Source organism: Geodermatophilus sp. SYSU D00663, assembly GCF_054050655.1.
Map to the genome: position 1 here is coordinate 186,018 of NZ_JBJGZT010000001.1, position 23,803 is coordinate 209,820.

The window sequence follows — 23,803 nt, forward strand, 5'->3', positions numbered from 1 at the left end:
GGTGTGGTGCTCGCCGGCCGGCGGCCGCGTCCGGGGAGCCGGTGCGCGGTCGTGCCGGGTCGTGCTGCCCGCCGGGACGGGCCGGCGGCACGGGCAGGGGTGACAGGACTTGAACCTGCAGCCTGCGGTTTTGGAGACCGCTGCTCTGCCAATTGAGCTACACCCCTAGTGCCCGGGGCCGGTGACCCCGGGCTGCCCCGGGACGGTCGGGCCTCGCCGTCGGCGCGCCGGTCCCGGGAGGATCCGGGGCACGCCGGTGGCGGGGTCGAACGCCCCAGGGTTGCCAGTGTACGGGACCGCGGGACCGGTCCGTGACCGCGCTCCGGAGGACCCCCCGCGCAGGGGTCACCGGGGTGGTGCCGTCCGCGGCGGTCCCGCACGTCGCGCTGCGGAGGACCGGGAACTGACGGGCCCCGCGGCGTGGCGCCTGACACGATGGACCCATGACCGCCGTCTCCCCGTCGGAGTCCGCCCTCTCCCCCGCCGAGCGCCGCGTCTCCCGGCGCATCGGGTCCATCGCCGAGTCCGCCACGCTCGCGGTGGACGCGAAGGCCAAGGCGCTCAAGGCGGCGGGCAAGCCGGTCATCGGCTTCGGCGCCGGTGAGCCGGACTTCCCGACGCCGGACTACGTCGTCGAGGCGGCGATCGCCGCGGCCCGCCAGCCGGCGATGCACCGCTACACCCCGGCCGGCGGCCTGCCCGCGCTCAAGGAGGCGATCGTCGCCAAGACGGCGCGCGACTCGGGCCTGACCGTCACGCCGGCGCAGGTGCTGGTGACCAACGGCGGCAAGCAGGCCGTGTACGAGGCGTTCGCCACGATGCTCGACCCCGGCGACGAGGTCCTCGTGCCCGCGCCGTACTGGACCACCTACCCGGAGGCGATCCGGCTGGCCGGCGGCGTGCCGGTGCCCGTGGTCGCCGACGAGGACAGCGGCTACCTCGTCTCCGTCGAGCAGCTCGAGGCCGCGCGCACCGAGCGCACCAAGGTGCTGCTGTTCGTCTCGCCGTCCAACCCGACCGGCGCGGTCTACCCGCCCGACCAGGTCGAGGCCATCGGCCGCTGGGCCCTGGAGGCCGGGCTGTGGGTGCTCACCGACGAGATCTACGAGCACCTCACCTACGGCGGGGTCACCGCCCCGTCGATGCCGGTCGTGGTCCCCGGGCTCGCCGACCGCTGCGTCGTCGTCAACGGGGTGGCCAAGACCTACGCGATGACCGGCTGGCGGGTCGGCTGGATCGTCGGCCCCGCCGACGTCGTCAAGGCCGCGACCAACCTGCAGTCGCACGCCACCTCGAACGTCGCCAACGTGTCCCAGGCGGCGGCGGTGGCCGCGCTGACCGGTGACCTGTCGGCGGTGGACGCGATGCGGACGGCGTTCGACCGGCGCCGGAAGACCATCGTGTCGATGCTGCGGGAGATCCCCGGCATCACCTGCCCGGAGCCGCAGGGCGCCTTCTACGTGTACCCGTCGGTGAAGGGCCTGCTCGGCCGGCCGATCAACGGGCGCACCGCGTCGAGCAGCGCGGAGTTCGCCGAGATCGTGCTGGAGGAGGCCGAGGTCGCCGTCGTCCCCGGGGAGGCCTTCGGCACGCCGGGCTACGTGCGGATGTCCTACGCGCTCGGCGACGACGACCTGGCCGAGGGCGTCGGCCGGCTGCAGCGCCTGCTCGGCTGACTCAGTCCGGCAGGTCGTCCTCGTCGAGGGCACCGGCCGCCACCAGCACCTCGGTGGCGGCCGGGAGGTCGGCCAGCGCCTGCGCCAGGTCGGCGGGCGTGGCGATCGTCCACGCGTTGAGCTGGACGTAGCAGCGCAGCGCCGCGTCGAACTCCGCGGCGCCGGCGGCCTCGCGGGCGGCCAGCAGCGCGGCGCCGCCCTTGGCGTAGACGACGTCGAAGTAGCTGCCGCTGTCGGAGAACTCGTCCATCGCCGCGCCCACGTCGCCCGGGGCGGCCAGGGTCGCGTCGAGCCGCTCCCGGGACACGTCGCCGTCGCTCTCGGCGTAGGTGGCGAAGGCCTCGTCGAGCCACGGGTCGCGGAACTGGGAGTCGCCGACCATCCCGTAGAACCACATGTGCGCGACCTCGTGCTCGAGCACGACCCGGCTGGCGCCGGCGAGCAGGATCGAGCTCGGGTACTCGATGCCGCCGCCCTGGTCCGGCAGCAGCGGCACCGTGAGGGTGTCGTACGGGAAGGGGCCGAACCGGTCGGCGAGGGCGGTCACGTCCTCGCTGGCCCAGTCGGCGAGCTCGCCCGGGCCGGTCCGCGAGTCCGGCAGCACCCCGGTGGTGATCTCGACGCCGCCCGGCGAGGTGAGGGTGGCGGTCCGGAACTCCCCGGCGGCGACGCTGACGTCGCGGGCGACCGGCTCGTGCGAGGTCCAGGTGCGCCGGCCGTCCTCGGGCGCGGAGGGCTCGTCCTGGTCGCCGGTCATCAGGACGACGAGGTCCTCGGGCGCCGAGACGCTGATCGTGGTGTCGGCGACCGGGCTGGTGGCGGTCTCGCCGATGATGCCGACGAACGGGTCGCGCGCCCAGCCCACGCCGGGCTCCCAGGCCAGCAGCGGGAACCCGCTGGCCCACCAGGACACGTCCTCGGCCGTGCCGAGCCGCTCGAAGCCGCTGCCGCCGAGGGAGACGGTGAAGTCCAGCTCCACCTCGGTGGACTCGCCGGCCGGGAGCTCGCCGTCGAGCTGGAGCACGTAGAGCCCGCCCGGCCCCTCGGCGCCGGCGTCCTCGTAGCCGGCCTGGTCGACGTCGTCGCCGCGGACGTCGTCGACGGTGATCCTGTTGCCGAGCTCGGCCGCGCCGGGGCTGTTGGGCACCAGCCGGAACACCATCTCGTCGGTGGCGCGGTCCGGGGTGAAGACGACGTTCTCGGTGCCGGTGACGGTGCGCCCGTCGTCGGAGAGCCGGAACTCCAGGTCGACGACGGGGCGGTCGGGGTCGGGCTCGGCGCGCTCGGCCGGGCAGCTCGGGGCGTCGTCGCCACCGGTGTCCCCCTCCTGGCCCGGGGACGACGGCGCCGCCGTCGGGGTGTCCTCCGCGGCGAGCGTCTCGGTGAAGGAGGTGCCGCAGCCGGCCAGCAGGAGCAGGGCCGCGGCCGCGGCCGGCACTGCCCGCCGGGGGGTCATGCCAGTGCGACGGTGGCGCGGGCGAGGGACAGCACCTTCTCGCCGCCGCTGGTGACCGTGAGGTCCACGCGCACCCGGCCGCCGTCGAGGACGGCGCCCACCTTCCCGCGGACGGTGACCTCGGCGCCGGTGTCGTCGTCGGGCACGACCACCGGGCGGCCGAAGCGGACCTGGTACTCGACGACGGCGCCGGGGTCGCCGGCCCAGTCGGTCACCGCGCGGGCGGCCAGCCCCATCGTGAGCATCCCGTGGGCGATGACGCCGGGCAGGCCGACGCCGGTGGCGACCCGGTCGCTCCAGTGGATCGGGTTGAGGTCACCGGAGGCGCCGGCGTAGCGGACGAGGTCCGCGCGGGTGACCCGGTGCGTCTGCTCGGGCAGTTCGGTGCCGACGGCGACGTCGGCGGCCCGCAGCCGGGCGCTCACGCCGTCCCCCGCGCCACGAGCATCGAGGTGGCGGTGCAGACGGCCTCGCCGTCCTCGGTGGCGACGTCGACGCGGGTGGTGAGCAGGTCGTTGCCGGCCACGCTGCGCACGGCCTCGATGGTCGTGGTGCTCACCAGCCGGTCCCCGGCGCGGATCGGCCGGTGGTGGGTGAAGCGCTGCTCGCCGTGCACCACCCGGCTGTAGTCGAGGGCCACGTCGGGGTCGGCGAGCACGACGTCGGCGGCGCCCAGGGTGACCACGATGGCGAAGGTGGGCGGCGCGACGACGTCGGGGTGCCCGAGCGCGCGGGCGGCGTCGGGGTCGGTGTGCACCGGGTCGGCCGCGCCGACGGCGGCGGCGAACTCGGCGATCTTGGCGCGACCGACCTCGTAGACGGCGGAGGGCGGGTAGCCGCGCCCGACCAGTCCTGCGTCCAGCGCCACTCCCGCCCTCCCTCGCTCCTCGCGGACCGGCGTCAGCGGGTCTCGCGGTGGACCGTGTGCTTCTTGTCCCGCGGGCAGTACTTCTTCAGCTCGAGCCGGTCGGGGTCGTTCCGCCGGTTCTTGCGGGTGATGTAGTTGCGACTCTTGCACTCCTGGCAGGCCAGGGTGATCTTCGGACGGACGTCGGTGGCTGCCACGGGGCACTCCTCGCCTTGTGCGGACCGGCCCGGAGGCCGGGGACCGTGGCGGCGGGTGCCGACACGGCGACGGACCCCGGGGTACGGGGTCCGTCTGGGGTAGCGGTGACCGGATTTGAACCGGTGACACAGCGATTATGAGCCGCTTGCTCTGCCAGGCTGAGCTACACCGCCGGGAAGACCGCGCGGCCCGGTCTCGCGACAGGACCGGTGGGTCGGAGCCCCTTTACGGAATCGAACCGTAGACCTTCTCCTTACCATGGAGACGCTCTGCCGACTGAGCTAAAGGGGCGTGCTCACTGAGCCGGAGGGAACTCTACCCCACCGTCTCCGGCGGTCTCGCACCCCCTCCGGGGTGTGCCAGACGACTGTAACAGTCAGGCGCGGACGAACAGCCGGCGGTGCTGGGCGCCGGGCGCGGCGGACCGGACACCGGTGCGCGCGAGCAGCCACTTCTCCAGCATCTCGTCGGCCAGCGGCCGGCTGACCAGGAAGCCCTGGAGCTTGTCGCAGCCCATCTCGGTGAGCAGCTTGCGGGTCAGCTCGTCCTCGACGCCCTCGGCCACCACGCGCAGGCCGAGGTTGTGCGCGAGCTCGATGATCGAGCGGGCGATGAACGACTCGCCCTGGCTGGTGGACATCCCCAGCACGAAGGACTTGTCGATCTTCACCTCGTCGATCGGGAGCTGCCGCAGCTGCGACAGGGACGAGTAGCCGGTCCCGAAGTCGTCCATCGACAGCCGCAGGCCCAGGGCGTGCAGGTCGGTGAGGACGGTGCCCGAGCGGACCGAGTCGTCGACGACGCTGCCCTCGGTCAGCTCGAGGATGAGCAGCTCCCCCGGGACGCCGTGGCGGCGCAGCGCGCGCTGCACCCGCTCGACCAGGTCCGGCTCGGCCAGGCAGCGCGCGGAGAGGTTCACCGCGACCGACAGCGCGATGTCCTGGTCCAGCCACCGCCGGCAGCGGGCCAGCGCGAGGTCCAGCACGTGGTCGGTGAGCGGGCCGATGCGGCCGATCTGCTCGGCGAGGTGGATGAAGTCGTCCGGCGGGATCGCGCCGAACCGCGGGTGCGCCCAGCGCACGAGGGTCTCCACCGAGACGATGTCGGAGGTCCGGGCGTCGATGATCGGCTGGAAGACGACGCTGATCTGCCCGTCGGCCATGGCCTGCTCGAGCTCGGTGCCCAGCTGCAGGCGGCGCAGGCTCTGCTGGTCCAGCACCTGGTGGTAGCTGGCGACGCCGCCGCTCTCGGAGGCGGCCGCCAGCAGCGCGACGTCGGCCCGCTGCATGAGCGTGCCGGAGTCCGTGCCGTGGACCGGCGCGGCCGCCACGCCGATGGTCAGCGTGACCTCCAGGTCCAGGCCGGCGACCCGCGCCCGGGTGGAGGTGGCCTCGCGCAGCCGCCGGGCGGCCCGCTCGGTCGCCGGCAGGGACAGCCCCGGCAGGAGGACGGCGAACTGCTCGCCCTCCATCCGCGCGACGAGCGCGGCCGGCGGGGCGTGCTCGCGCAGCAGGCCGGCGGTGACCAGCAGCAGCTCGTCGGCCGCGGCGTGGCCGAGGGTGTCGACGATCTCGGTGTGGTTGTCCAGCGCGGCGAGCACCAGCCCGGCCCGCGCACCGACCGGGTCGGCGCCGAGCATCTGGTCGATCTCGGCGGCCAGCCGCTGCCGGTTGGGCAGCCCGGTCAGCCGGTCGTGGTCGGCGTCGTAGCGGATCTGGGTGAGCAGCTGCTGCTGGCGGATCGCCGCGTTGACGTGGGTCAGCATCGAGTCCAGCGCGGAGCGGTCGCTGCCGGAGAAGGAGACGACGTCGCTGCGCCGGTCGCACACCTCGAGGTAGCCGGGCTCGCCGGCCGCGGTCGCCACGGGGGCGCCGAGGACCTCCTGGGCGCCGCGGCGGGTCAGGGCGGCGGACTCGGCCGGCGTCGCGCGGCCGGCGGTCACCAGGACCGGCTCGGTGGACCCGGGCGTCAGCACCCGCTGGCGCAGGACGTCCTCGGGGTCGGCCGGCCCGTCGTACCAGGTGACGCCGCCGTCGCCGGCCACGACCAGCCGCGGCGGCTCGTCGAGGTAGGGCGGCAGCCACAGCGCGACCTTGTCCGCGTTGAGCAGCTCCTTGACCGCGACCGCGATCTCGAGCGGCCCGTCCTCGTCGGGCGACACGGACTCGATCCGCCGGGCGAAGTCGTAGATCTGCTCCAGCCCCTGCCCCGCCCGGGAGACCTGGGCGAACCGCCGGAACAGCAGGATGACCGCCACCGCCGCGGGGGCGATGAGGAAGGCCGCCCAGCCGGTCCGGGCGTTGAGGAGGGCGGCCACCAGCCCGACGGAGACGGCGAAGGGAGCGACGACCCCGATCGGGAGCAACAGCTCCTTCCACAGCCGCCACGTGGGGTTGCCACCGCTGAGTCGGATGGCCGCCACGACGAGGGGAGCGCCCACGAGGTCGGCGACCAGGACGGCGACCAGGAGGCTCACCCAGCTGAGCGGGTCCTCCAGCGCCCCGAACGGCAGCACCTGCAGCACGGTGACGGCCGCAGCCACCTCGATGACGGCGACCGCGAGGTTGTAGACCATCTTCGCCCAGGCGTAGCGCTGGTAGGCCATGCTCGCGCCGAGCCCGACCACCCGGGCCACCGCTGCCCAGACGCCGCCGAACTCGACGAGCGCGATCGTCAGGGCGAGCTCGCTCACCGACCACGCCACCGTCTGGCGCCGGAACTCCACGTGCAGGGAGACCATGTCAGTGGCGAAGAAGGCCGCCACGACGACGAGGAAGGGCGCCAGCCGGAACTCGGCCGGCGCGGCGGGGAAGACCAGCAGGCCGGCGACCGTCGCGAGGACGACGCCGGCGGCGGCGATCACACCCAGGGGCAGCAGCGCGCCGACACGACGGGGCGTGACACGCGCGCGACTCGCCAAGGTCATCCGGATCTGTGAGGAGGGAAGAGGCGGCGCCGAGGCTAACAGCGCAGGCCGCCCCCCAGAACCGATCCGACCCCAAGGAGGGAGGGCGGACGCCCCACCCGTGACCCCGTCCCGATCGGGACGGGGTCAGCCGCGGATCAGGCCCACTTGGCTCCGCGAGCCCACTTCGCACCCCGGGCCCACTTGGCGCCCCGCGCCCACTTGGCCCCGCGAGCCCACTTCGCACCACGCTCGTTCATGACGCCTCCTCAGGCATGGAAAAGACAGCTGGCAGATGCGGCTGTCACCCAGGCGCGGGGGCAGAGCGTCGTTCGAGTACGGACCGCGCCCGGAACCATCGTTGCCCTCACTCGGGCGAGGCAAGCACGGAGCATCACGAACGGGTGACGGGCCGTAGTGTCACTACGGACAGTGGTTGTTGATCAGCAACTCGTCACCGGCACGGGTGACAGGTGGTGCCCGTGTGATCGACCGGGTCCGTGGACGGCGGTCCGCCGGAGCCGCGCCACACCTACGCTGCCGCCGTGCGGGGAGGCGGGAGGCCGGTCGGCGGCGAGGCGGAGCGCGGCTCCGCGATGCCGTTCGTCCTCGTCTGCTGGCTGGTCGCCGCCTTCATGGCGCTGGGTGCGGTCGCCGCGTCCGACGCCTTCCTCGAGCACCAGGACGTGCAGGCGGTGTGCGACGGCGCGGCACTGGCCGCCGCCAACCGGACCGACGAGGGGCGGGTCTACGCCACGGGCGTGGACACGGCGCTGCCCCTGACCGGCGAGACGGCGCGGGCCGCCGTCGCCGACCACCTGGCCGACGGCGGGACCGCCCTGGACGCCTGGTCGGCGGAGACCGACGGCACCGAGGTCACGGTCCGCTGCACGCGGTCGGTGCAGATCGCCTTCGGCTGGCTGTTCCTGGGCGGACGGCCGCTGGAGGTCACCGCGGTGGCCGGCGCGCAGGCGCCGACGCTGCCCTGAGCCGGGGACGCGGGCCCGGAACGCGGGAGCGGCCCCCGACCTGCCGGTCGGGGGCCGCTCTGCGAGGGGTGGCGGGTGAAGGATTCGAACCTTCGTAGGCTAAGCCGACGGATTTACAGTCCGCTCCCATTGGCCACTCGGGCAACCCGCCGTGGACCCACGGGGAGAGCGTACAAGACGGGCCGGCGACGGCCCGACGAGGTCCCGTCGCGGGTCCTCCGCGCGGGGTGAGGAGCAGACATGGCCGACTCGTCCTTCGACGTCGTGAGCAAGGTCGACCACCAGGAGATCGACAACGCCATCAACCAGGCGGGCAAGGAGCTCGCCCAGCGCTTCGACTTCCGCGGGACCAACGCGAGCATCGCCTGGGCCGGGGAGAACGGCGTCCTCCTCCAGGCCGACACCGAGGAGCGGGTCAACGCCGCCCTCGACGTGTTCAAGGACAAGCTCGTCAAGCGCGGCATCTCGCTCAAGGCCCTCGACGCCGACGAGCCGCAGTCCTCGGGCAAGGCCTACAAGCTGTCGGCGCGGATCAAGCAGGGCATCGAGTCCGACGTCGCGAAGAAGATCGCGAAGATCATCCGCGACGAGGGCCCCAAGGGCGTCCAGGCCCAGATCCAGGGCGACCAGCTCCGCGTCAGCGGCAAGAAGCGGGACGACCTGCAGGAGGTGCAGCGCCTGCTGCGCGCACAGGACCTCGACGTCGCCCTCCAGTTCGACAACTACCGCTGACCGGCCGACCCGCGGACCGCGACCGCCCCGATCGGGCGGTCGCGGTCCGCGGGCGCACGAACACCCGGGAGGGGCCGGTTACCGTGGACGCGATGGTCCTCCACGGGAGCCGGCGGACCGGTGGGGAGCCCGGGGACGGTGCAGTGCGCCGCGACGGCTCCGCCGCCGCCGGCCACGACGCACACGACGCGGGCTCCCTGCCGCCCGCGGGCTCACGGCACGACGCGCTCGTCTACGACACGGCCGACGACGTCGCCGCCGCGGCCGCGCCGTGGCTGCTCGAGGGCCTGGAGGCCGGGGACGCGGCCGTGATCGCGACCGGGCCGGGGACCGCCGGTCCGCTGTGGGAGGCCGTCGGCCGGGACCCGCGGGTGGTCGTCGTCGAGCGGCACCGCCTCTACCGGTCCCGCACCCCCACGGCGATCACGGCCTTCCGCCGGTTCGCCGAGCAGCACGCCGCGTCCGGCCGGCTGGTCCGGTGCGTGGGCGAGGTCGACTTCGGCGCCACCCCTGCCGACTGGCGGGAGTGGCAGGCCTACGAGTCGGTCATCAACGACGCGTTCGCCCCGCTCCCGCTGTGGGGGCTGTGCGTGTTCAGCTCCGCCCTCCCCGACCCGCTGCTGACCTCCGCGCTGCACACCCACCCCGGGGTCGTCACCCCCGACGGCCGGGCGGCCAACCCCGACTACGTCGACCCGGCCGCCTACCTGCGGGCCCTGCCGGTGCCCGACGAGCCGCTGGAGGCCACGGCCCCGGCGCTGGCCGACGACGACATCACCGACTACGCCGGGCTGCGGCACGCCGTCCGCGCCCACCTGGACTCCGTCGACGGGCCGGCCGACGTGCTCGAGGACTTCCTCATGGCGGTCGACGAGATGACCTCCAACGCGGTCCGGCACGGCTCCCCGCCCGCCGGGCTGCGGCTGTGGACGGCGCCCGGGCGGCTGGTGGCCACGGTCCGCGACTCCGGCCGCGGCCTGGACGACCCGTTCGCCGGCTACGGGCCCGCGCACGGGGAGGACCTGTCCCACGGCGGGATGGGCCTGTGGCTGGCCCGCCAGCTGTGCGACCACGTGGCGATCCGCCGCGACGACGCCGGCACCAGCGTCCGCCTGTCGACGTCCTGGACCTGACGCCGGGTCAGCCGCGGCCGGACTCCCCCGCCATCCGCTCCAGCCGGGCGATCCGCTGGGCCATCGGCGGGTGGGTGGAGAACAACGCCGCCAGGCCCACGGCGCGGACAGGTGCCGCGATCATGAGGTGGCTCTGCGCGACCAGCCGGTCGTCGGCGGGCAGCGGCCGGGCCGAGGCGACGGCGGAGATGCGGCGCAGGGCGCTGGCCAGGGCCAGCGGGTCACCGCTGAGGCGGGCGCCGTCGGCGTCGGCCTCGTACTCGCGGCCGCGGGTGACCGCCAGCCGCACCAGCCCGGCGGCCAGCGGGCCGAGCAGCACCAGCAGCAGGGTCCCGAGGACGCCGCCGTCGCGGTCGTCGTCGGAGCGGCCGCCGAACAGCGTGGCGAACGTGGCCAGGTGCGCCAGGTAGGTGACGACGCTGGCCAGGGCTCCGGCGACGCAGCCGACCAGGACGTCGCGGTTGCGGACGTGCGAGAGCTCGTGGGCGAGCACCGCCCGCAGCTCCCGGCGGTCGAGCAGCTCGAGGATGCCCTGGGTGCAGCAGACGGCGGCCCGCCGCGGCGTGCGCCCGGTGGCGAAGGCGTTGGGCTGGTCGGTGGGGCTCACGTAGAGGCGCGGCATCGGCTGGCGGGCCTGGGTGGCCAGCTCCCGCACCATCGCGTACAGGCCCGGCGCCTGCGTCTCGGTGACCGGGAAGGCCCGCATCGCGCGCAGGGCCAGCCGGTCGGAGGACCACCAGGCCCAGCCGTTCACCCCGAGCGCGACGACGAGCGCCACGAGCAGACCGCCCCGCCCGCCCACCAGCGCCCCGGCGGCGAGGGCGAGACCGGCCACCAGGCCCAGGAGGAGCGCGGTCCGCACCCCGTTGTCCCATCGCCGCACGCCCCGGTGAACGGAACGGCCGCGACCGCCGTTCCCGGCCCCGGGCTGCGACCCCCGTCACGGACGGGAGTGGAGCGGAACACCCGTCCGTCGGGGAGGGTTGGTGTCGAGAGCGCCGCCCGCGACGGCGGGTCCCGTGAGCCGCTTCACAGGACCGGCGCGCGAACCCGGCCCGTAACCTGAGCCGTCGGAGGTAACCCTGATGACCGTCACCGGATCGCCCCTCACGCCCGGCAGCTCGGCCCCCGGCGGGCTCGTCAAGAGCGTCGTCGAACTCGACCGCGTCGTCATCCGGCTGGCCGGGGACTCCGGCGACGGCATGCAACTGACCGGCAACCGGTTCACCAGCGAGACGGCGTCCTTCGGCAACGACCTGTCGACGCTGCCCAACTTCCCCGCCGAGATCCGCGCGCCGACGGGGACCCTGCCCGGCGTCAGCTCCTTCCAGCTGCACTTCGCCGACCACGACATCATGACGCCGGGCGACGCCCCGGACGTGCTGGTCGCCATGAACCCCGCGGCGCTCAAGGCCAACCTCTCCGACCTCCCCGGCGGCGGGCTGGTGATCGCCGACAGCGACGAGTTCACCCCGCGCAACCTGGCGAAGGTCGGCTACGCGACCAACCCCCTCGAGGACGGCTCGCTCGACGGCTGGCAGGTCGTCGCCGTGCCGCTGACCTCGATGACCCTCGAGGCGCTCAAGGACTCCGGGCTCGGCAAGAAGGAGGCCGAGCGGAGCAAGAACATGTTCACCCTCGGCCTGCTGAGCTGGATGTACCACCGGCCCACCGAGGGCACCGTGCGCTTCCTCGAGCGGCAGTTCCGCCGCAAGCCGGAGATCGCCGCGGCGAACATCGCGGCCTTCCGCGCCGGCTACAACTACGGCGAGACGACCGAGGCCTTCGCCGTCTCCTACGAGATCAAGCCGGCCCCCATGGCGCCGGGCCGCTACCGCAACATCTCCGGCAACCAGGCGCTGGCCCTCGGGCTGGTCGCCGCCGGCCAGCGGTCGGGCCTGCCGGTGTTCCTCGGCGCCTACCCGATCACCCCGGCGTCGGACATCCTCCACGAGCTGTCCCGGCACAAGGCGTTCGGCGTGCGCACCTTCCAGGCCGAGGACGAGATCGCCGGCATCGGCGCGGCGCTGGGCGCCTCGTTCGGTGGCGCGCTGGGCATCACGACGACGTCGGGCCCCGGCGTCTCGCTGAAGTCCGAGACCATCGGCCTGGCCGTCATGACCGAGCTGCCGCTGGTGATCGTGGACGTGCAGCGCGGCGGGCCCTCGACCGGCCTGCCCACCAAGACCGAGCAGTCGGACCTGCTGCAGGCGATGTTCGGCCGCAACGGCGAGGCGCCGCTGCCGGTGATCGCGCCGCGCTCCCCGGCCGACTGCTTCGACGCCGCGCTCGAGGCGTCGCGGATCGCGCTGAAGTACCGGACGCCGGTCATGCTGCTGTCCGACGGCTACCTGGCCAACGGCGCCGAGCCGTGGGCGATCCCGGCGGCCGACGAGCTGCCCGACCTGCGGGTGGAGTTCGCCACCGAGCCCAACGGCGCCACCGCCGACGGGACGCCGGAGTTCCTGCCCTACCTGCGCGACCCCGAGACCCTGGCCCGGCCGTGGGCGATCCCGGGCACCGCGGGCATGCAGCACCGCATCGGCGGGCTGGAGAAGGCCGACAGGACCGGCAACATCTCCTACGACCCGGCCAACCACGACCTCATGACCCGGCTGCGGCAGGCCAAGGTCGACGGCATCGCCGCCGACATCCCGCCCACCGACGTCGACGACCCCGACGGCGACGCGCGGGTCGCCGTCATCGGCTGGGGCTCCACCTACGGACCGATCGGCGCCGCCTGCCGGCGGATCCGGCGCTCGGGCCGCAAGGTCGCCCAGATCCACCTGCGGCACGTCAGCCCGATGCCGGCCGACCTCGGCGAGGTGCTGAGCCGGTACGACCGGGTCGTCTGCCCCGAGATGAACATGGGGCAGCTCGCACTGCTGCTCCGCGCGAAGTACCTCGTCGACGTCCAGAGCCACACCCAGGTGCGCGGGCTGCCCTTCCGGGCCGCCGAGCTGGCCGGGGTCGTCCAGGACGTCATCGACTCCACCACTCCGACGGCCAGCACCGGAGGCCAGCAGTGACCACCTCCCCGCACGTCCACGACCTCGGCATGCCGGGCACCCCGATCGACGCGCGCATCCAGCAGGCGATCGCCGACTCCGTGACCACCCAGGGCGAGAAGCAGACCGCCCTCAAGGCCAGGGACATGAAAACCGACCAGGAGGTGCGCTGGTGCCCGGGGTGCGGTGACTACGTCATCCTCAACGCGGTCCAGAGCTTCCTGCCCTCGCTCGGCATCGCCCGCGAGGACATGGTCATCGTCTCGGGCATCGGCTGCTCGTCGCGGTTCCCGTACTACATGAACACCTACGGGATGCACTCGATCCACGGCCGCGCCCCGGCCATCGCCACCGGCCTGGCCGCCTCGCGGCCGGACCTGTCGGTGTGGGTCGTGACCGGTGACGGCGACGCGCTGTCGATCGGCGGCAACCACCTGATCCACGCGCTGCGCCGCAACGTGAACATGACGATCCTGCTGTTCAACAACCGGATCTACGGGCTGACCAAGGGTCAGTACTCCCCCACGTCCGAGGTCGGCAAGGTCACCAAGTCCACCCCGATGGGCTCGCTGGACCACCCGTTCAACCCGGTCTCGCTGGCCATCGGCGCCGACGCCACGTTCGTCGGGCGGGCGATGGACTCCGACCGCAAGGGCCTCACCGAGGTGCTGCGGCAGGCGGCCGAGCACGAGGGCACCGCGCTGGTGGAGATCTACCAGAACTGCAACATCTTCAACGACGGCGCCTTCGACCTGCTCAAGGACCCGGCCACCGGCCCGATGTGGACGATCCCGCTGGTCCACGGCGAGCCGCTGGTGTTCGGCCCGGACGGCGCCTCGTGCGTGGTCCGCGACGAGTTCGGGGGCCTGCGGATCGCCGAGACCAACCAGGTCGACGCGAGCGAGATCGTCGTCCACGACGCGACCCGCCAGGACCCCTCCTACGCGTTCGCGCTGTCGCGGCTGTCCAGCCAGGACCTGCGGTACACGCCGATGGGCGTCTTCCGGTCGGTGCGCAAGCCCACCTACGACCGGATGATGCTCGACCAGCTCGAGGAGGCCCGCACCGGTGGCGGCGGCGACCTCGACGCGCTGCTGGCCGGCAACGACACCTGGACCGTGTCCGCGTAGTCGTCAGCTCCCGACCGGCCCGTCCTCCTCGCGGAGGGCGGGCCGGTCGCGTCCTCCGACGACCTCGGCCAGCGCGGGGAGCGCCCGGGTGAACCCGGCGCGGGACGGGGCGGCGAAGCCCAGGACCAGGCCGGCGGCCGGGCCGTGCGGCCCCGGTCCGGTCAGGTGCCGGGCCAGCCCGTCGACGGCGAGCCCGCGGACGGCCGCGGCGGCGACCACCGCCTCCTCGGCCGCACGATCCGGGAGCGGGACGAACACGTGCGCGCCCGCCGGGTCCCCGGTGACGGCCACGCCTCCGGCGGCCAGCTCCCGCAGCACGAGGGCCCGCCGCTCGGACAGCTCCCGGCGCAGCCGCCGCAGGTGCCGGGCCAGGTCGCCCGAGGACGCCAGCGCCGCGAGCACCCGCTGGCCGGCGCGGGCGGGCCGGGTGCCGGTCGCCGTCCGGGCGGCCACGAGCTCCGCCCGCAGGGCCGGCGGCGCCACCAGCCAGCCGGTGCCCAGGGTCGGGCTGACGATCTTGCTGCTGGTGCCGAGGTGCACCACGACGTCGGGGGCCAGGGCGGCCAGCAGCGGCAGCGGGGCGACGTCGTAGCGCAGCTCGCCGTCGTAGTCGTCCTCCAGCACCCACCAGCCCTCGGCCCGCGCGCGGGCGACCAGCGCCACGCGGCGGCCCGCCGACATCCGCCGGCCCAGGGGCCACTGGTGGGCCGGCGTGCAGTAGACCGCGGCCAGCCCGTCCGGGACGGCGTCGACGACCAGGCCGTCGCCGTCGACCGGGCAGGGCACCACCTCGACGCCGGCCGCGCGCAGCGCCCCGGCCGCCCGCTGGTAGCCGGGGTCCTCCACGCCGACCCGGCTGCCCGGCGGCAGCAGCCGGGCGACCTCGGTGACGGCGGCGGAGGTCCCCCCGGTGGCGAGCACGTCGGCGGGGTCCACCGGCAGGCCGCGGTGCCGCAGCAGGTGCCCGGTGACCGCGGCCTGGAAGGCGGGATCGGCCGCGGGCTCGGGTGCAGCGTCGGGGGGCTCGTCCCCGGCGGCCCGCCAGGCCCGGCGCCAGGCGGCGCGGTCGAGCACCTCCAGGCACGGCGACCCGGCCCGGAGGTCGACCGCCGCGGGGGGCGTGTGGGCCGGGCCGGGCCGGGGCGGCGGCGCCGGCCGTCCGGCGGGGGCGGCGCCGACGACGAAGGTCCCCGCGCCCTGCCGCCCGGCGGCCCAGCCCTCGGCGACGAGCTGGTCGTAGGCGGCGGCGGTCACGGTGCGGCTGACCCGCAGCGCCGCGGCCAGCTCGCGGGTGGACGGCAGCCGGTCGCCGGGGCGCAGCACGCCGCCGGCGGCCGCGGTGCGCAGGGCGTCGGCGAGCTGCACCGCGAGCGGGCGGCCGGCGCTGCGGTCGAGGACGACCGGGGGCATGTCCACGGGTGACCTCCGCTCCGATTGGCCTGGTCGACCGGCAGCGTACTGGCCCTTCCGGCAGGCCACTCCGCCACGCAGGCTGGAGCCGTGACCACTCCGACGCCCCTGTCCCCGACCCCGCGCAGCACCCTCCGGCGGCTGTCCGACCGCGCCCGTACCGACCGCGCCGACCTCTACGCCGTCCTCGACGCCGGCCTGGTCGGGCACCTCGGCGTCGTCCTCGGCGACGCCCCGGTCGTGCTGCCGACCGGCTACGGGCGCGACGGCGACACGCTGTACCTGCACGGGTCCACGGGAGCGGCGACGCTGCGGGCGGCCGCGGCGGGGGCGCCGGCCTGCTTCACGGTCACCCACCTCGACGGGATCGTGTACGCACGCTCGGCCATGCACCACTCGATGAACTACCGCTGCGCCGTCGTGCACGGGACCGCCCGGCCGGTCACCGACCCCGAGGAGCGGCTGCGCGCCTTCGCGGTGCTGACCGAGCACCTGGCGCCCGGGTCGTGGACGGCCACCCGGCAGCCGTCCCGGAAGGAGGCCGCGGCGACGGCGGTGCTCGCGCTGGACCTGACCGAGGCCAGCGTCAAGGTCCGCACCGGGCCGCCGGTCGACGACGAGGAGGACCTGGGCCTGCCGGTGTGGGCCGGCGTGCTGCCGCTGCGCACCGTCGTCGGGGAGCCCGAGCCCTGCCCGCTGCTGCCCGACGGGACCCCGGTACCCGAGCGCGTCCTCCGCCGGCGGGTCTGACGCCGTGACACCGGCGGCCCGCCGGCCGACACCGCGGCCAGGTGCCCGGGAGGACCTCGGTGCCCCCACGCCCCGCACGCTCGGCGCGGGCCCCTGCACCGGGGCCGATCGCGGCGCTGAGCCGTTCCCGCTACGCGGGTGTCACACGCAGGAGGACGTCCTCGCCGCCGCCGTTGTCGGTGGTGACGTACAGCGCGCCGTCGACGCCGAGCCGGGGCGTCCGGATGCGGCCGAAGCGGTCCTCGAGTCCCGGCATCCGGAACTGCTCGGTCAGCCGTCCCTGGTCGTCGATCCGCAGCGCGAGCACGCCGGTGTCCTTCTGCACCCCCACGAGCAGCAGCCCGTCGTAGCCGCCCCACTGGATCCCCCTGAGGAAGTCGGCGCCGCTGGTGGCGATCGTCGGGTCCCCGGACGACCAGACCGCCGGGACGGCGCCGGGCAGCCCGGGATCGGTCATCGGCACGCTCTCGTCGTAGGAGCCGTCGGCGCCGTCGGGGTCCCAGCCGTAGTTGCCGCCGGGCACCGACCGGTTCACCTCGTCGTCGCGGTCGGGCCCCTGCTCGACGGTGTAGACCTCCCCGGTCCCCGGCTGGACGGCGATGCCCTGCACGTTGCGGTGCCCGTAGCTCAGCAGCAACCGGGTGACCGGGTCCGGGTCGTCGGCGAACGGGTTGCCCGGCGCGGGCCCGCCGGTGGCGGGGTCGACCCGCAGCACCTTGCCGGCGAGCGTCGAGCGGTCCTGGGGGTTGCTGCCGACGGCGTTGTCGCCGGTGCCCACGAGCAGCGCGCCGTCGGGCGCGAAGCGGACTCGGCAGCCGCCGTGCCGTCCGGTGCGCTCGTTGACCGGGATGTCGTCGACCAGCGGGTCGGCGACGCGGGCGGCGCGGGTCCAGCCGGCGTCGACGGTCCAGGCGATCACCTGGATCTCCGCGCCGCCGTCCTCCCGCACGCCCTGGCAGGTGTAGAGCCGGCGGTTGCCGGCGAAGGCCGGGTCGAGGGTCAGTCCCATGAGGCCGGTCTCGCCGTCGGCGAAGAGGTCGGAGAAGTCGGCCTCGAGCGCCCGGGCGGTGCCGTCGGGCAGCACCGCGGTGAGGCCGCCGCCGCGCTCGTCGACCAGCAGGGTGCCGTCGGGCGCCTGGGCGACGTCCCACGGGTGGTCGAGCCCGTCGAGGACGGTCTCGACACGCAGCTCGGGCAGGCCGCCCGGCGCGGTCACCCCGCCGTCGGGGGCCGCGGTGGCCGCCTCGTCCTCCTGCGCACCGGGCAGGTCGCCGGTCGCGTCGGCCCCGTCGGCTCCCCCGGCCCCCGAGCAGCCGGTCAGCACCAGGACGGCGGCCAGGACCGTGGCCCTCGCGCAGCGGCCCGCCGCGAGCGTGCGGGCGGTGGGGGGCACGGGGGTCCTTCGTCAGCTGGTCCGGGTGACCACGTAGTCGCACAGCGCCGACAGCGCGTCCCGCACCTCACCGGCCGGCACGGCGGACAGCGAGGACCGGGCGCGGTCGGCGTAGTCCCGCAGCACCGCGCCGGCGCGGTCGAGCGCCGCGGACCCCCGCAGCAGCGCCAGCGCCTCGGCGTGCTCGGTGTCGTCGGACAGCGGGCGGGAGACCAGCTCGCGCAGCCGCGCGTCGGCGGGGTCGTCCCCGGCCAGCGCGATCAGCGCGGGCAGCGTGGCGACGCCCTCCCGCAGGTCGGTGCCGGGCGCCTTCCCCGACGCGCCGTCCTGGCTGACGATGTCGAGCAGGTCGTCGGAGATCTGGAACGCGACGCCGACCTCCTCGCCGAAGCGGGTCAGCGCGCCCACCAGGTCGGCGTCGACGCCGGCGAAGCTGGCGCCGAAGCGGGCCGAGGTGGCGACCAGGGAGCCGGTCTTGTCGGCCAGCACCTCGAGGTAGTGCTGCACGCGGTCCTCGCCGGGGCGGGCGCCCACGGTCTCCCGGATCTGGCCGGTGACCAGCCGCTCGAACGTGCGCGCCTGGATGCGGACCGCCTCGGGGCCGAGGTCGGCGAGCAGGTCCGAGGCGCGGGCGAACAGGAAGTCGCCGGTGAGGATCGCGACGCTGTTGGTCCACCGGCTGTTGGCGCTGGGCGCCCCGCGGCGGACGGCGGCCTCGTCCATGACGTCGTCGTGGTACAGCGTGGCCAGGTGGGTGAGCTCGCAGACGACGGCGGCCCGCACGACGTCCGGCGCGTGCGCGTCGCCCAGGTGGGCGGCCAGCAGCGCGAGCATCGGGCGGAAGCGCTTGCCGCCCGCGGCCATGAGGTGGCCCGCGGCCTCGGAGACGAACGGGTGCTCGCTGGCCACCGCGGTGGCCAGCGCCGCCTCCACGTTGGCCAGCCCCTCCGCCAGCGAGTCGCCGAGGGCCCCGCCCGGGAGCCAGGGGCCCATGGTCGAGGCGGGGGTCGAGATGCGGTGCCAGACCTCGGCCGGGGCGATCCCGTCGACGGCGGCACGGGGTCCGGTCATCAACCGACGAAGATAGCCGCCCGATCGGCGAGACCGAGCACCGCCCCGGGGACGATCCCCAGGACCAGGGTGGCCGCGGCGGTCACCGCGAGGACGACGGTGGTGGGCAGCCCGGGGACGCCGACCGTGGGACCGTCGGCGGCCGGCTCGGAGAAGTACATGAGCACGATCACCCGCAGGTAGAAGAACGCCGCCACCGCGCTCGCCAGCAGCGCGACCAGCGCCAGCGGCCAGGCGCCGTCCTCGATCGCCGCCCGGAAGACGGCGAACTTGCCGGTGAAGCCGCTGGTGAGCGGGATGCCGGCGAGCGCGAGCAGGAACAGGCTCATCACCGCGGCGGTGACCGGCGAGCGCTGCGCGAGGCCCGCCCACTGCGACAGGTGCGTGGCCTCGCCGTCGCCGCTGCGCACCAGGGTGAGGACGGCGAACGCGCCGAGCGTGGTCAGGCCGTAGACCAGCAGGTAGAACATCACGGCCGACAGGCCCGTCCCCGGGTAGCCGAGGACGCCGGTGAGCAGGAACCCGGCGTGCGCGACCGACGAGTAGGCCAGCATCCGCTTGAGGTCGGTCTGGGTGAGCCCGAGGACCGCGCCGACGACCATCGAGACGATCGCCACGGCGTAGACCAGCGGCCGCCAGGTCCACTCCTCGGTGCCGAACGCGACGTAGAGCAGCCGCAGGATCGCGCCGAAGGCGGCGACCTTGGTGCAGGCGGCCATGAACGCGGTGACCGGGGTGGGCGCGCCCTGGTACACGTCCGGCGTCCAGGTGTGGAACGGCGCCACGCTGGCCTTGAACAGCAGCCCGACGATCAGCAGCGCCAGGCCGAGGACGGCGAGCGTGCCGCCCCCGCCGGCCGCGACCGCCTGGCGGACCGCGGAGAGCCGGACGCTGCCGGTGGCGCCGTAGACCAGCGCCAGGCCGTAGAGGAAGAACGCCGAGGCGAAGGCGCCCAGCAGGAAGTACTTGACCGCCGCCTCCTGCGACAGCAGCCGGCGCCGGCGGGCGAGGCCGCTGATCAGGTACAGCGGCAGGCTGAGCACCTCGAGCGCGACGAACATCAGCAGCAGGTCGTTCGCCGTGACGAACAGCATCATGCCGCCGATGGCGAAGGTGGCCAGCGGGTAGACCTCGGTCTGCACGCGCTGCACGGTGAGCAACTCGCGGTCGCGGACGCTGCCCGCGGGCACCGCGGCGGAGACGACGAACGCGGAGCGGGCCGGGTCGAGGTTGCGCTCGGCGAACAGCAGGAGCGACAGCGCGCCGAGCCCGGCGATGGTGGCCTGCAGGAACAGCCCGGCGCCGTCGACGGCGAGCGCTCCCCCGGCGGTCACCTCACGGGTGCCTGCGAGCAGCAGGGTGCTGACCAGCCCGCCGAGGGTGCCGACCAGCGCGACGGCGACCTGCACCGGGTGGCGGGTGTCGCGCGGGCCGAACGCCTCGACGAGCACGCCGACGCACGCGGCGCCGAGGACGAACAGCAGCGGCGCGAGCGCGGCGAAGGAGAGGTCGGGGGCCTCGATGGTCATCAGTCGGTCCCCTCGGTCGGAGCGTCGACGCCGGCCGGGTCGGCGCCGACGTCGCTCATGGTGGCGGCGACGGCGGGCTCGATCAGCCGGATCAGCGGCTGCGGGTAGACGCCCAGCACGATGACCAGGGCCACGAGCGGGGCGACGACGGCCGTCTCGCGGCGGGTCAGGTCGCGCAGCCGCGCCGTCGCCCGGGCCGGGGCGGTCAGGGTCGCCGTCGCGCCGTGCGCGCCGCCCGCGGGGGCCGGGGCCGGCTCGTCGTCGGCCGGGAAGAGCACGCCGCGCGGCGGGCCGTGCATGGTCCGTTGGTAGAGCAGCAGGACGTAGAGCGCGGCCAGGATGATCCCGACGGTGGCCAGGACCGTGAACACCGGCCGGGTCGGGAACGAGCCGATCAGCACGAGGAACTCGCTGACGAAGCTGTTGGTGCCCGGCAGCGCGAGCGACGCGAGCCCCGCGACCAGGAACACCCCGGCCAGCTTCGGCGCCCGCGTGGCCACGCCGCCGTAGTCGCCGACCAGCCGGGAGCCGCCGCGGGCGATGAGCATCCCGACGACGAGGAACAGCAGGCCGGTCGCGATGCCGTGGTTGACCATGTACAGCACCGCGCCGGTGCCGGCCTCGGTGGTGAAGGCGAAGACGCCGAGGGCGATGAAGCCGAAGTGCGCGATCGAGGTGTAGGACACCAGCCGCTTCATGTCGCTCTGCCCCATCGCCAGCAGCGCGGCGTAGAGGACGCCGGCGACGGCGAGGACGAGCACCAGCGGGGCGAACTCCCGGGAGGCGTCGGGGAACAGCGGCAGGCAGTAGCGCAGGAACCCGAACGTGCCGACCTTGTCGAGGACGCCGACGAGCAGCACCGCGCCGCCGATCGGGGCCTCGGCACCGGCGTCGGGGAGCCAGGTGTGCAGCGGCACCAGCGGCGCCTTGATCGCGAAGGCGACGAAGAAGCCGAGGAACAGCAGGCGCTGGGCGGCCGGGTCGATGTCGAGCTGCCGCAGCGACTCGAAGGCGAACGTCCCGTCGCCCGCCGCCTCGCTGACGACGTACAGGCCGATGACCGCGGCGAGCATGACCAGTCCGCCGACCAGGCTGTACAGGAAGAACTTGACCGCCGCGTACTGCCGGCGCGGGCCGCCGAAGCTGCCCACGAGGAAGTACATCGGGACGAGCATCGCCTCGAAGAAGACGTAGAAGAGGAAGACGTCGGTGGCGGCGAAGACGCCGACCATGCACGCCTCGAGCAGCAGCAGCCAGGCGAAGAACGTCCGCATCGAGCGGCGGCCGGTGGGCTCGTCGCGCCAGGAGGCGAGCACGACCACCGGCACCAGCACACCGACCAGCAGCAGCATGACCAGGGCGATGCCGTCGACGCCGAGGGCGAAGTCGACGCCGAAGCCCTCGATCCACGGCACCGACGTCGTCAGCTGGAACCGGTCGCCGTCGGGGTCGAACGCGACCGTGGCCAGCACCGCGAGCACCAGCACGACCAGGCTGACGCCGAGGGCGAGCTGCCGGGCCAGCGCCGTGTTCGCGCGGGGCAGCGCCGCGACGACGGCGGCGCCCACCGCGGGCACCACCAGCATCGCGACCAGGAGCAGGGAGTCGCTCACTCTGTCGTCGTCCTCTCCTGAGAGCCCGGCTCGCTCACCCGGCCGTCACCGCCAGCAGCGCCCCGGCCACCAGGACCGCGCCGCCGAGCATCCCGAGCGCGTAGGACCGGACGAACCCGGTCTGCGCCCGGCCCAGCCGCGACGACGAGCCGCCGAGCGTGGCGGCCAGGCCGTTGACCGCGCCGTCGACGCCGCGGTTGTCCACCCACACCAGCGCCCGGGTGAGCCACTGGCCCGGCCGCATGAACAGCGACTCGTTGACCGTGTCGGCGTAGAGGCTCCGCCGCGCCGCGCGCACCACCGGCGAGACGCGGGCCGGGGCGACCTCGGGGACCTCGCGGCGGCCGACGAACAGCCACGCCGCCAGGACGCCGACCAGCATCACCGCGGTCACCACGATCCCGACGACGGCCGGGGCGACCACGTGCGCGGCCTCCTCGGGCTCGCCGAACACCGGGGCGAGCCACTCGTCGAGCGGGAACACCTGCACCAGCAGGAACCCGGCGGCCACCGAGCCGGCGGCGAGCACCACCATCGGCGCGGTCATCACCGTCGGCGCCTCGTGCGGGTGCCGGCCCTCGGTCCACCGCGGCCGGCCGAGGAACGTCATCAGCACCAGCCGGGTCATGTAGAAGGCGGTCAGCCCGGCGCCGACGACGGCGACCGCGCCGAGCAGCCAGCCCCACCCGTCGCCGCGGTCCAGCGCCGCCTCGATGATCGCGTCCTTGGTCCAGTAGCCGGACAGGAACGGGAACCCGATCAGCGCGAGGTAGCCCAGGCCGAAGGTGACGAAGGTGACCGGCAGCTTTCGCGCCAGCCCACCGAAGCGGCGCATGTCCACCTGGTCGCCCATCGCGTGCATGACCGACCCGGCACCCAGGAACAGCCCGGCCTTGAAGAAGCCGTGGGTGAGCAGGTGGGCGATCGCCGCGGCGTAGCCGACCGGGCCCAGGCCCACGGCCAGGAACATGTAGCCGATCTGGCTGACCGTGGAGTACGCGAGCACCTTCTTGATGTCGTCGTACGCGCAGCCCACGACCGCGCCGTAGAGCAGCGTGACCGCGCCGACGGCCAGGACGACGGCGCGGGCGGTCGGCGTCAGGTCGTAGATCGGCGCGGAGCGGGCGATGAGGTAGACGCCGGCGGTGACCATCGTCGCGGCGTGGATGAGTGCCGAGACCGGCGTCGGGCCCTCCATGGCGTCGGGCAGCCACGCCTGCAGCGGGAACTGGCCGGACTTGCCGCACGCGCCGAGCAGCAGGAGCAGGCCGAGCGCCGTCACCGTGCCGCCGGCCAGGGCGCCGACCCCGCCGAAGACGCCCTCGTAGGAGACCGTCCCGAGCTGGGCGAACATCACGAAGATCGCCAGCGCCAGGCCGACGTCGCCGACCCGGTTCATCACGAAGGCCTTCTTCGCGGCGGTGGCCGCGGCGGGGCGCTCGTGCCAGAAGGCGATGAGCAGGTAGGAGGCCAGGCCGACGCCCTCCCACCCGACGTAGAGGGCCACGTAGTTGTCGCCGAGGACCAGCAGCAGCATCGCCGCGACGAACAGGTTCAGGTAGGCGAAGAACCGGCGCCGCCGCGGGTCGTGCGCCATGTAGCCGACGGAGTAGACGTGGATGAGCCCGCCCACGCCGGTGATCAGCAGCATGAAGGTGGCCGACAGCGGGTCGACCAGCAGCCCGGCCTGCACGTCGAGCGAGCCCACCGACAGGAAGGTGAACAGGTCGACGTCGACCGCCCGCTCCTCCAGGCCGGCCAGCTGCACGGTGGCCAGCAGCGCGACCACGAACGCGGCCAGGACGGTCGCCGTCCCCAGCAGGTGGCCCCAGCGGTCGGTGCGGCGCCCGCCCAGGAGGAGGACCGCCGCCCCGAGCAGCGGCAGTGCGATGACCAGCCACGAGGCCGACAGCAGGCCCTCGGCGGCGACGGCGGATTCCAT

At 74.6% G+C, this 23,803-nt stretch carries 19 protein-coding genes and 4 tRNA genes; 7 read left to right on the forward strand and 16 right to left on the reverse strand.

Going from position 1 to position 23,803, the window contains the following annotated elements:
* Positions 1-94 precede the first annotated feature (94 nt).
* Positions 95-167, reverse strand: a tRNA-Trp gene (locus ACI79Z_RS00945).
* 276 nt (positions 168-443) lie between these two features.
* On the opposite strand from ACI79Z_RS00945, the gene ACI79Z_RS00950 reads away from it, so the two are divergent.
* A complete protein-coding gene (locus ACI79Z_RS00950; protein ID WP_387987798.1) occupies positions 444-1,676 on the forward strand; it encodes a pyridoxal phosphate-dependent aminotransferase in 1,233 nt (410 codons plus the stop codon).
* 1 nt (position 1,677) lies between these two features.
* On the opposite strand, the gene ACI79Z_RS00955 is transcribed toward ACI79Z_RS00950, so the two are convergent.
* The 7 genes from ACI79Z_RS00955 to ACI79Z_RS00985 form a co-directional block, all read right to left on the reverse strand.
* Entirely contained in the window at positions 1,678-3,132 is a 1,455-nt protein-coding gene (locus ACI79Z_RS00955) for a M1 family aminopeptidase (protein WP_456901405.1), read from the reverse strand.
* The gene (locus ACI79Z_RS00960; RefSeq protein ID WP_387987802.1) at positions 3,129-3,557 is read right to left on the reverse strand and encodes a MaoC family dehydratase; all 429 of its coding nucleotides are present in this window, start codon (positions 3,555-3,557) and stop codon (positions 3,129-3,131) included. The genes ACI79Z_RS00955 and ACI79Z_RS00960 overlap by 4 nt, the downstream gene beginning before the upstream one ends.
* Positions 3,554-4,000, reverse strand: coding sequence for an FAS1-like dehydratase domain-containing protein (locus ACI79Z_RS00965; protein ID WP_456901406.1), 447 nt, complete (start codon positions 3,998-4,000; stop codon positions 3,554-3,556). Before ACI79Z_RS00965 ends, ACI79Z_RS00960 begins: the two co-directional genes overlap by 4 nt.
* A 32-nt stretch (positions 4,001-4,032) precedes the next feature.
* Complete coding sequence (rpmG, locus tag ACI79Z_RS00970) at positions 4,033-4,197, reverse strand: 50S ribosomal protein L33 (RefSeq protein WP_387987806.1); 165 nt, start codon at positions 4,195-4,197, stop codon at positions 4,033-4,035.
* Positions 4,198-4,297: 100 nt separating this feature from the next.
* Positions 4,298-4,371 (reverse strand) — tRNA-Met (locus ACI79Z_RS00975).
* A gap of 45 nt (positions 4,372-4,416) precedes the next feature.
* Positions 4,417-4,489: transfer RNA gene (locus ACI79Z_RS00980), tRNA-Thr, on the reverse strand.
* A gap of 85 nt (positions 4,490-4,574) precedes the next feature.
* A complete protein-coding gene (locus tag ACI79Z_RS00985; protein WP_456901407.1) occupies positions 4,575-7,124 on the reverse strand; it encodes a putative bifunctional diguanylate cyclase/phosphodiesterase in 2,550 nt (849 codons plus the stop codon).
* A 524-nt stretch (positions 7,125-7,648) separates the two neighbouring features.
* On the opposite strand from ACI79Z_RS00985, the gene ACI79Z_RS00990 reads away from it, so the two are divergent.
* Positions 7,649-8,092: a pilus assembly protein TadG-related protein gene (locus tag ACI79Z_RS00990; RefSeq protein WP_456901408.1), complete on the forward strand. Its 444-nt coding sequence runs from the start codon at positions 7,649-7,651 to the stop codon at positions 8,090-8,092.
* A 69-nt stretch (positions 8,093-8,161) separates the two neighbouring features.
* Here the strand turns inward: ACI79Z_RS00990 and ACI79Z_RS00995 are convergent.
* Positions 8,162-8,243 (reverse strand) — tRNA-Tyr (locus tag ACI79Z_RS00995).
* 89 nt (positions 8,244-8,332) lie between these two features.
* Here ACI79Z_RS00995 and ACI79Z_RS01000 point away from each other — a divergent pair.
* A complete protein-coding gene (locus ACI79Z_RS01000) occupies positions 8,333-8,824 on the forward strand; it encodes a YajQ family cyclic di-GMP-binding protein (RefSeq protein WP_387987812.1) in 492 nt (163 codons plus the stop codon).
* Between the two features lie 92 nt (positions 8,825-8,916).
* The gene (locus ACI79Z_RS01005) at positions 8,917-9,957 is read left to right on the forward strand and encodes an anti-sigma factor RsbA family regulatory protein (RefSeq protein WP_387987814.1); all 1,041 of its coding nucleotides are present in this window, start codon (positions 8,917-8,919) and stop codon (positions 9,955-9,957) included.
* A gap of 7 nt (positions 9,958-9,964) precedes the next feature.
* Here ACI79Z_RS01005 and htpX read toward each other — a convergent pair whose 3' ends face one another.
* Complete coding sequence (gene htpX, locus ACI79Z_RS01010) at positions 9,965-10,840, reverse strand: zinc metalloprotease HtpX (RefSeq protein ID WP_456901409.1); 876 nt, start codon at positions 10,838-10,840, stop codon at positions 9,965-9,967.
* Between the two features lie 202 nt (positions 10,841-11,042).
* On the opposite strand from htpX, the gene ACI79Z_RS01015 reads away from it, so the two are divergent.
* Both ACI79Z_RS01015 and ACI79Z_RS01020 read left to right on the forward strand, forming a co-directional pair.
* Entirely contained in the window at positions 11,043-12,986 is a 1,944-nt protein-coding gene (locus ACI79Z_RS01015) for a 2-oxoacid:acceptor oxidoreductase subunit alpha (RefSeq protein ID WP_387987818.1), read from the forward strand.
* Positions 12,983-14,095 carry a 2-oxoacid:ferredoxin oxidoreductase subunit beta gene (locus ACI79Z_RS01020; protein ID WP_387987820.1) on the forward strand — a complete coding sequence of 371 codons (1,113 nt, stop codon included), beginning with the start codon at positions 12,983-12,985 and terminating at the stop codon, positions 14,093-14,095. The genes ACI79Z_RS01015 and ACI79Z_RS01020 overlap by 4 nt, the downstream gene beginning before the upstream one ends.
* Before the next feature lie 3 nt (positions 14,096-14,098).
* Here ACI79Z_RS01020 and pdxR read toward each other — a convergent pair whose 3' ends face one another.
* A complete protein-coding gene (gene pdxR, locus ACI79Z_RS01025) occupies positions 14,099-15,505 on the reverse strand; it encodes a MocR-like pyridoxine biosynthesis transcription factor PdxR (protein WP_456901461.1) in 1,407 nt (468 codons plus the stop codon).
* A 90-nt stretch (positions 15,506-15,595) separates the two neighbouring features.
* Between pdxR and ACI79Z_RS01030 the strand changes: the two genes are divergently transcribed.
* Positions 15,596-16,255 (forward strand): pyridoxamine 5'-phosphate oxidase family protein, encoded by a 660-nt coding sequence (locus tag ACI79Z_RS01030; RefSeq protein ID WP_456901410.1) that lies wholly within the window; start codon positions 15,596-15,598, stop codon positions 16,253-16,255.
* Between the two features lie 130 nt (positions 16,256-16,385).
* Here ACI79Z_RS01030 and ACI79Z_RS01035 read toward each other — a convergent pair whose 3' ends face one another.
* From ACI79Z_RS01035 to nuoL, 5 genes are read right to left on the reverse strand one after another with little or no spacing between them, the layout of a single operon-like run.
* Positions 16,386-17,648, reverse strand: a complete 1,263-nt coding sequence (locus ACI79Z_RS01035) for a PQQ-dependent sugar dehydrogenase (RefSeq protein ID WP_456901411.1) — start codon at positions 17,646-17,648, stop codon at positions 16,386-16,388.
* Between the two features lie 12 nt (positions 17,649-17,660).
* A complete protein-coding gene (locus ACI79Z_RS01040) occupies positions 17,661-18,719 on the reverse strand; it encodes a polyprenyl synthetase family protein (protein WP_456901412.1) in 1,059 nt (352 codons plus the stop codon).
* The gene (gene nuoN / locus ACI79Z_RS01045) at positions 18,719-20,248 is read right to left on the reverse strand and encodes an NADH-quinone oxidoreductase subunit NuoN (protein ID WP_456901413.1); all 1,530 of its coding nucleotides are present in this window, start codon (positions 20,246-20,248) and stop codon (positions 18,719-18,721) included. Before nuoN ends, ACI79Z_RS01040 begins: the two co-directional genes overlap by 1 nt.
* Entirely contained in the window at positions 20,248-21,861 is a 1,614-nt protein-coding gene (locus ACI79Z_RS01050; protein WP_456901414.1) for an NADH-quinone oxidoreductase subunit M, read from the reverse strand. The genes nuoN and ACI79Z_RS01050 overlap by 1 nt, the downstream gene beginning before the upstream one ends.
* 34 nt (positions 21,862-21,895) lie before the next feature.
* A complete protein-coding gene (gene nuoL, locus ACI79Z_RS01055) occupies positions 21,896-23,803 on the reverse strand; it encodes an NADH-quinone oxidoreductase subunit L (protein ID WP_387987827.1) in 1,908 nt (635 codons plus the stop codon).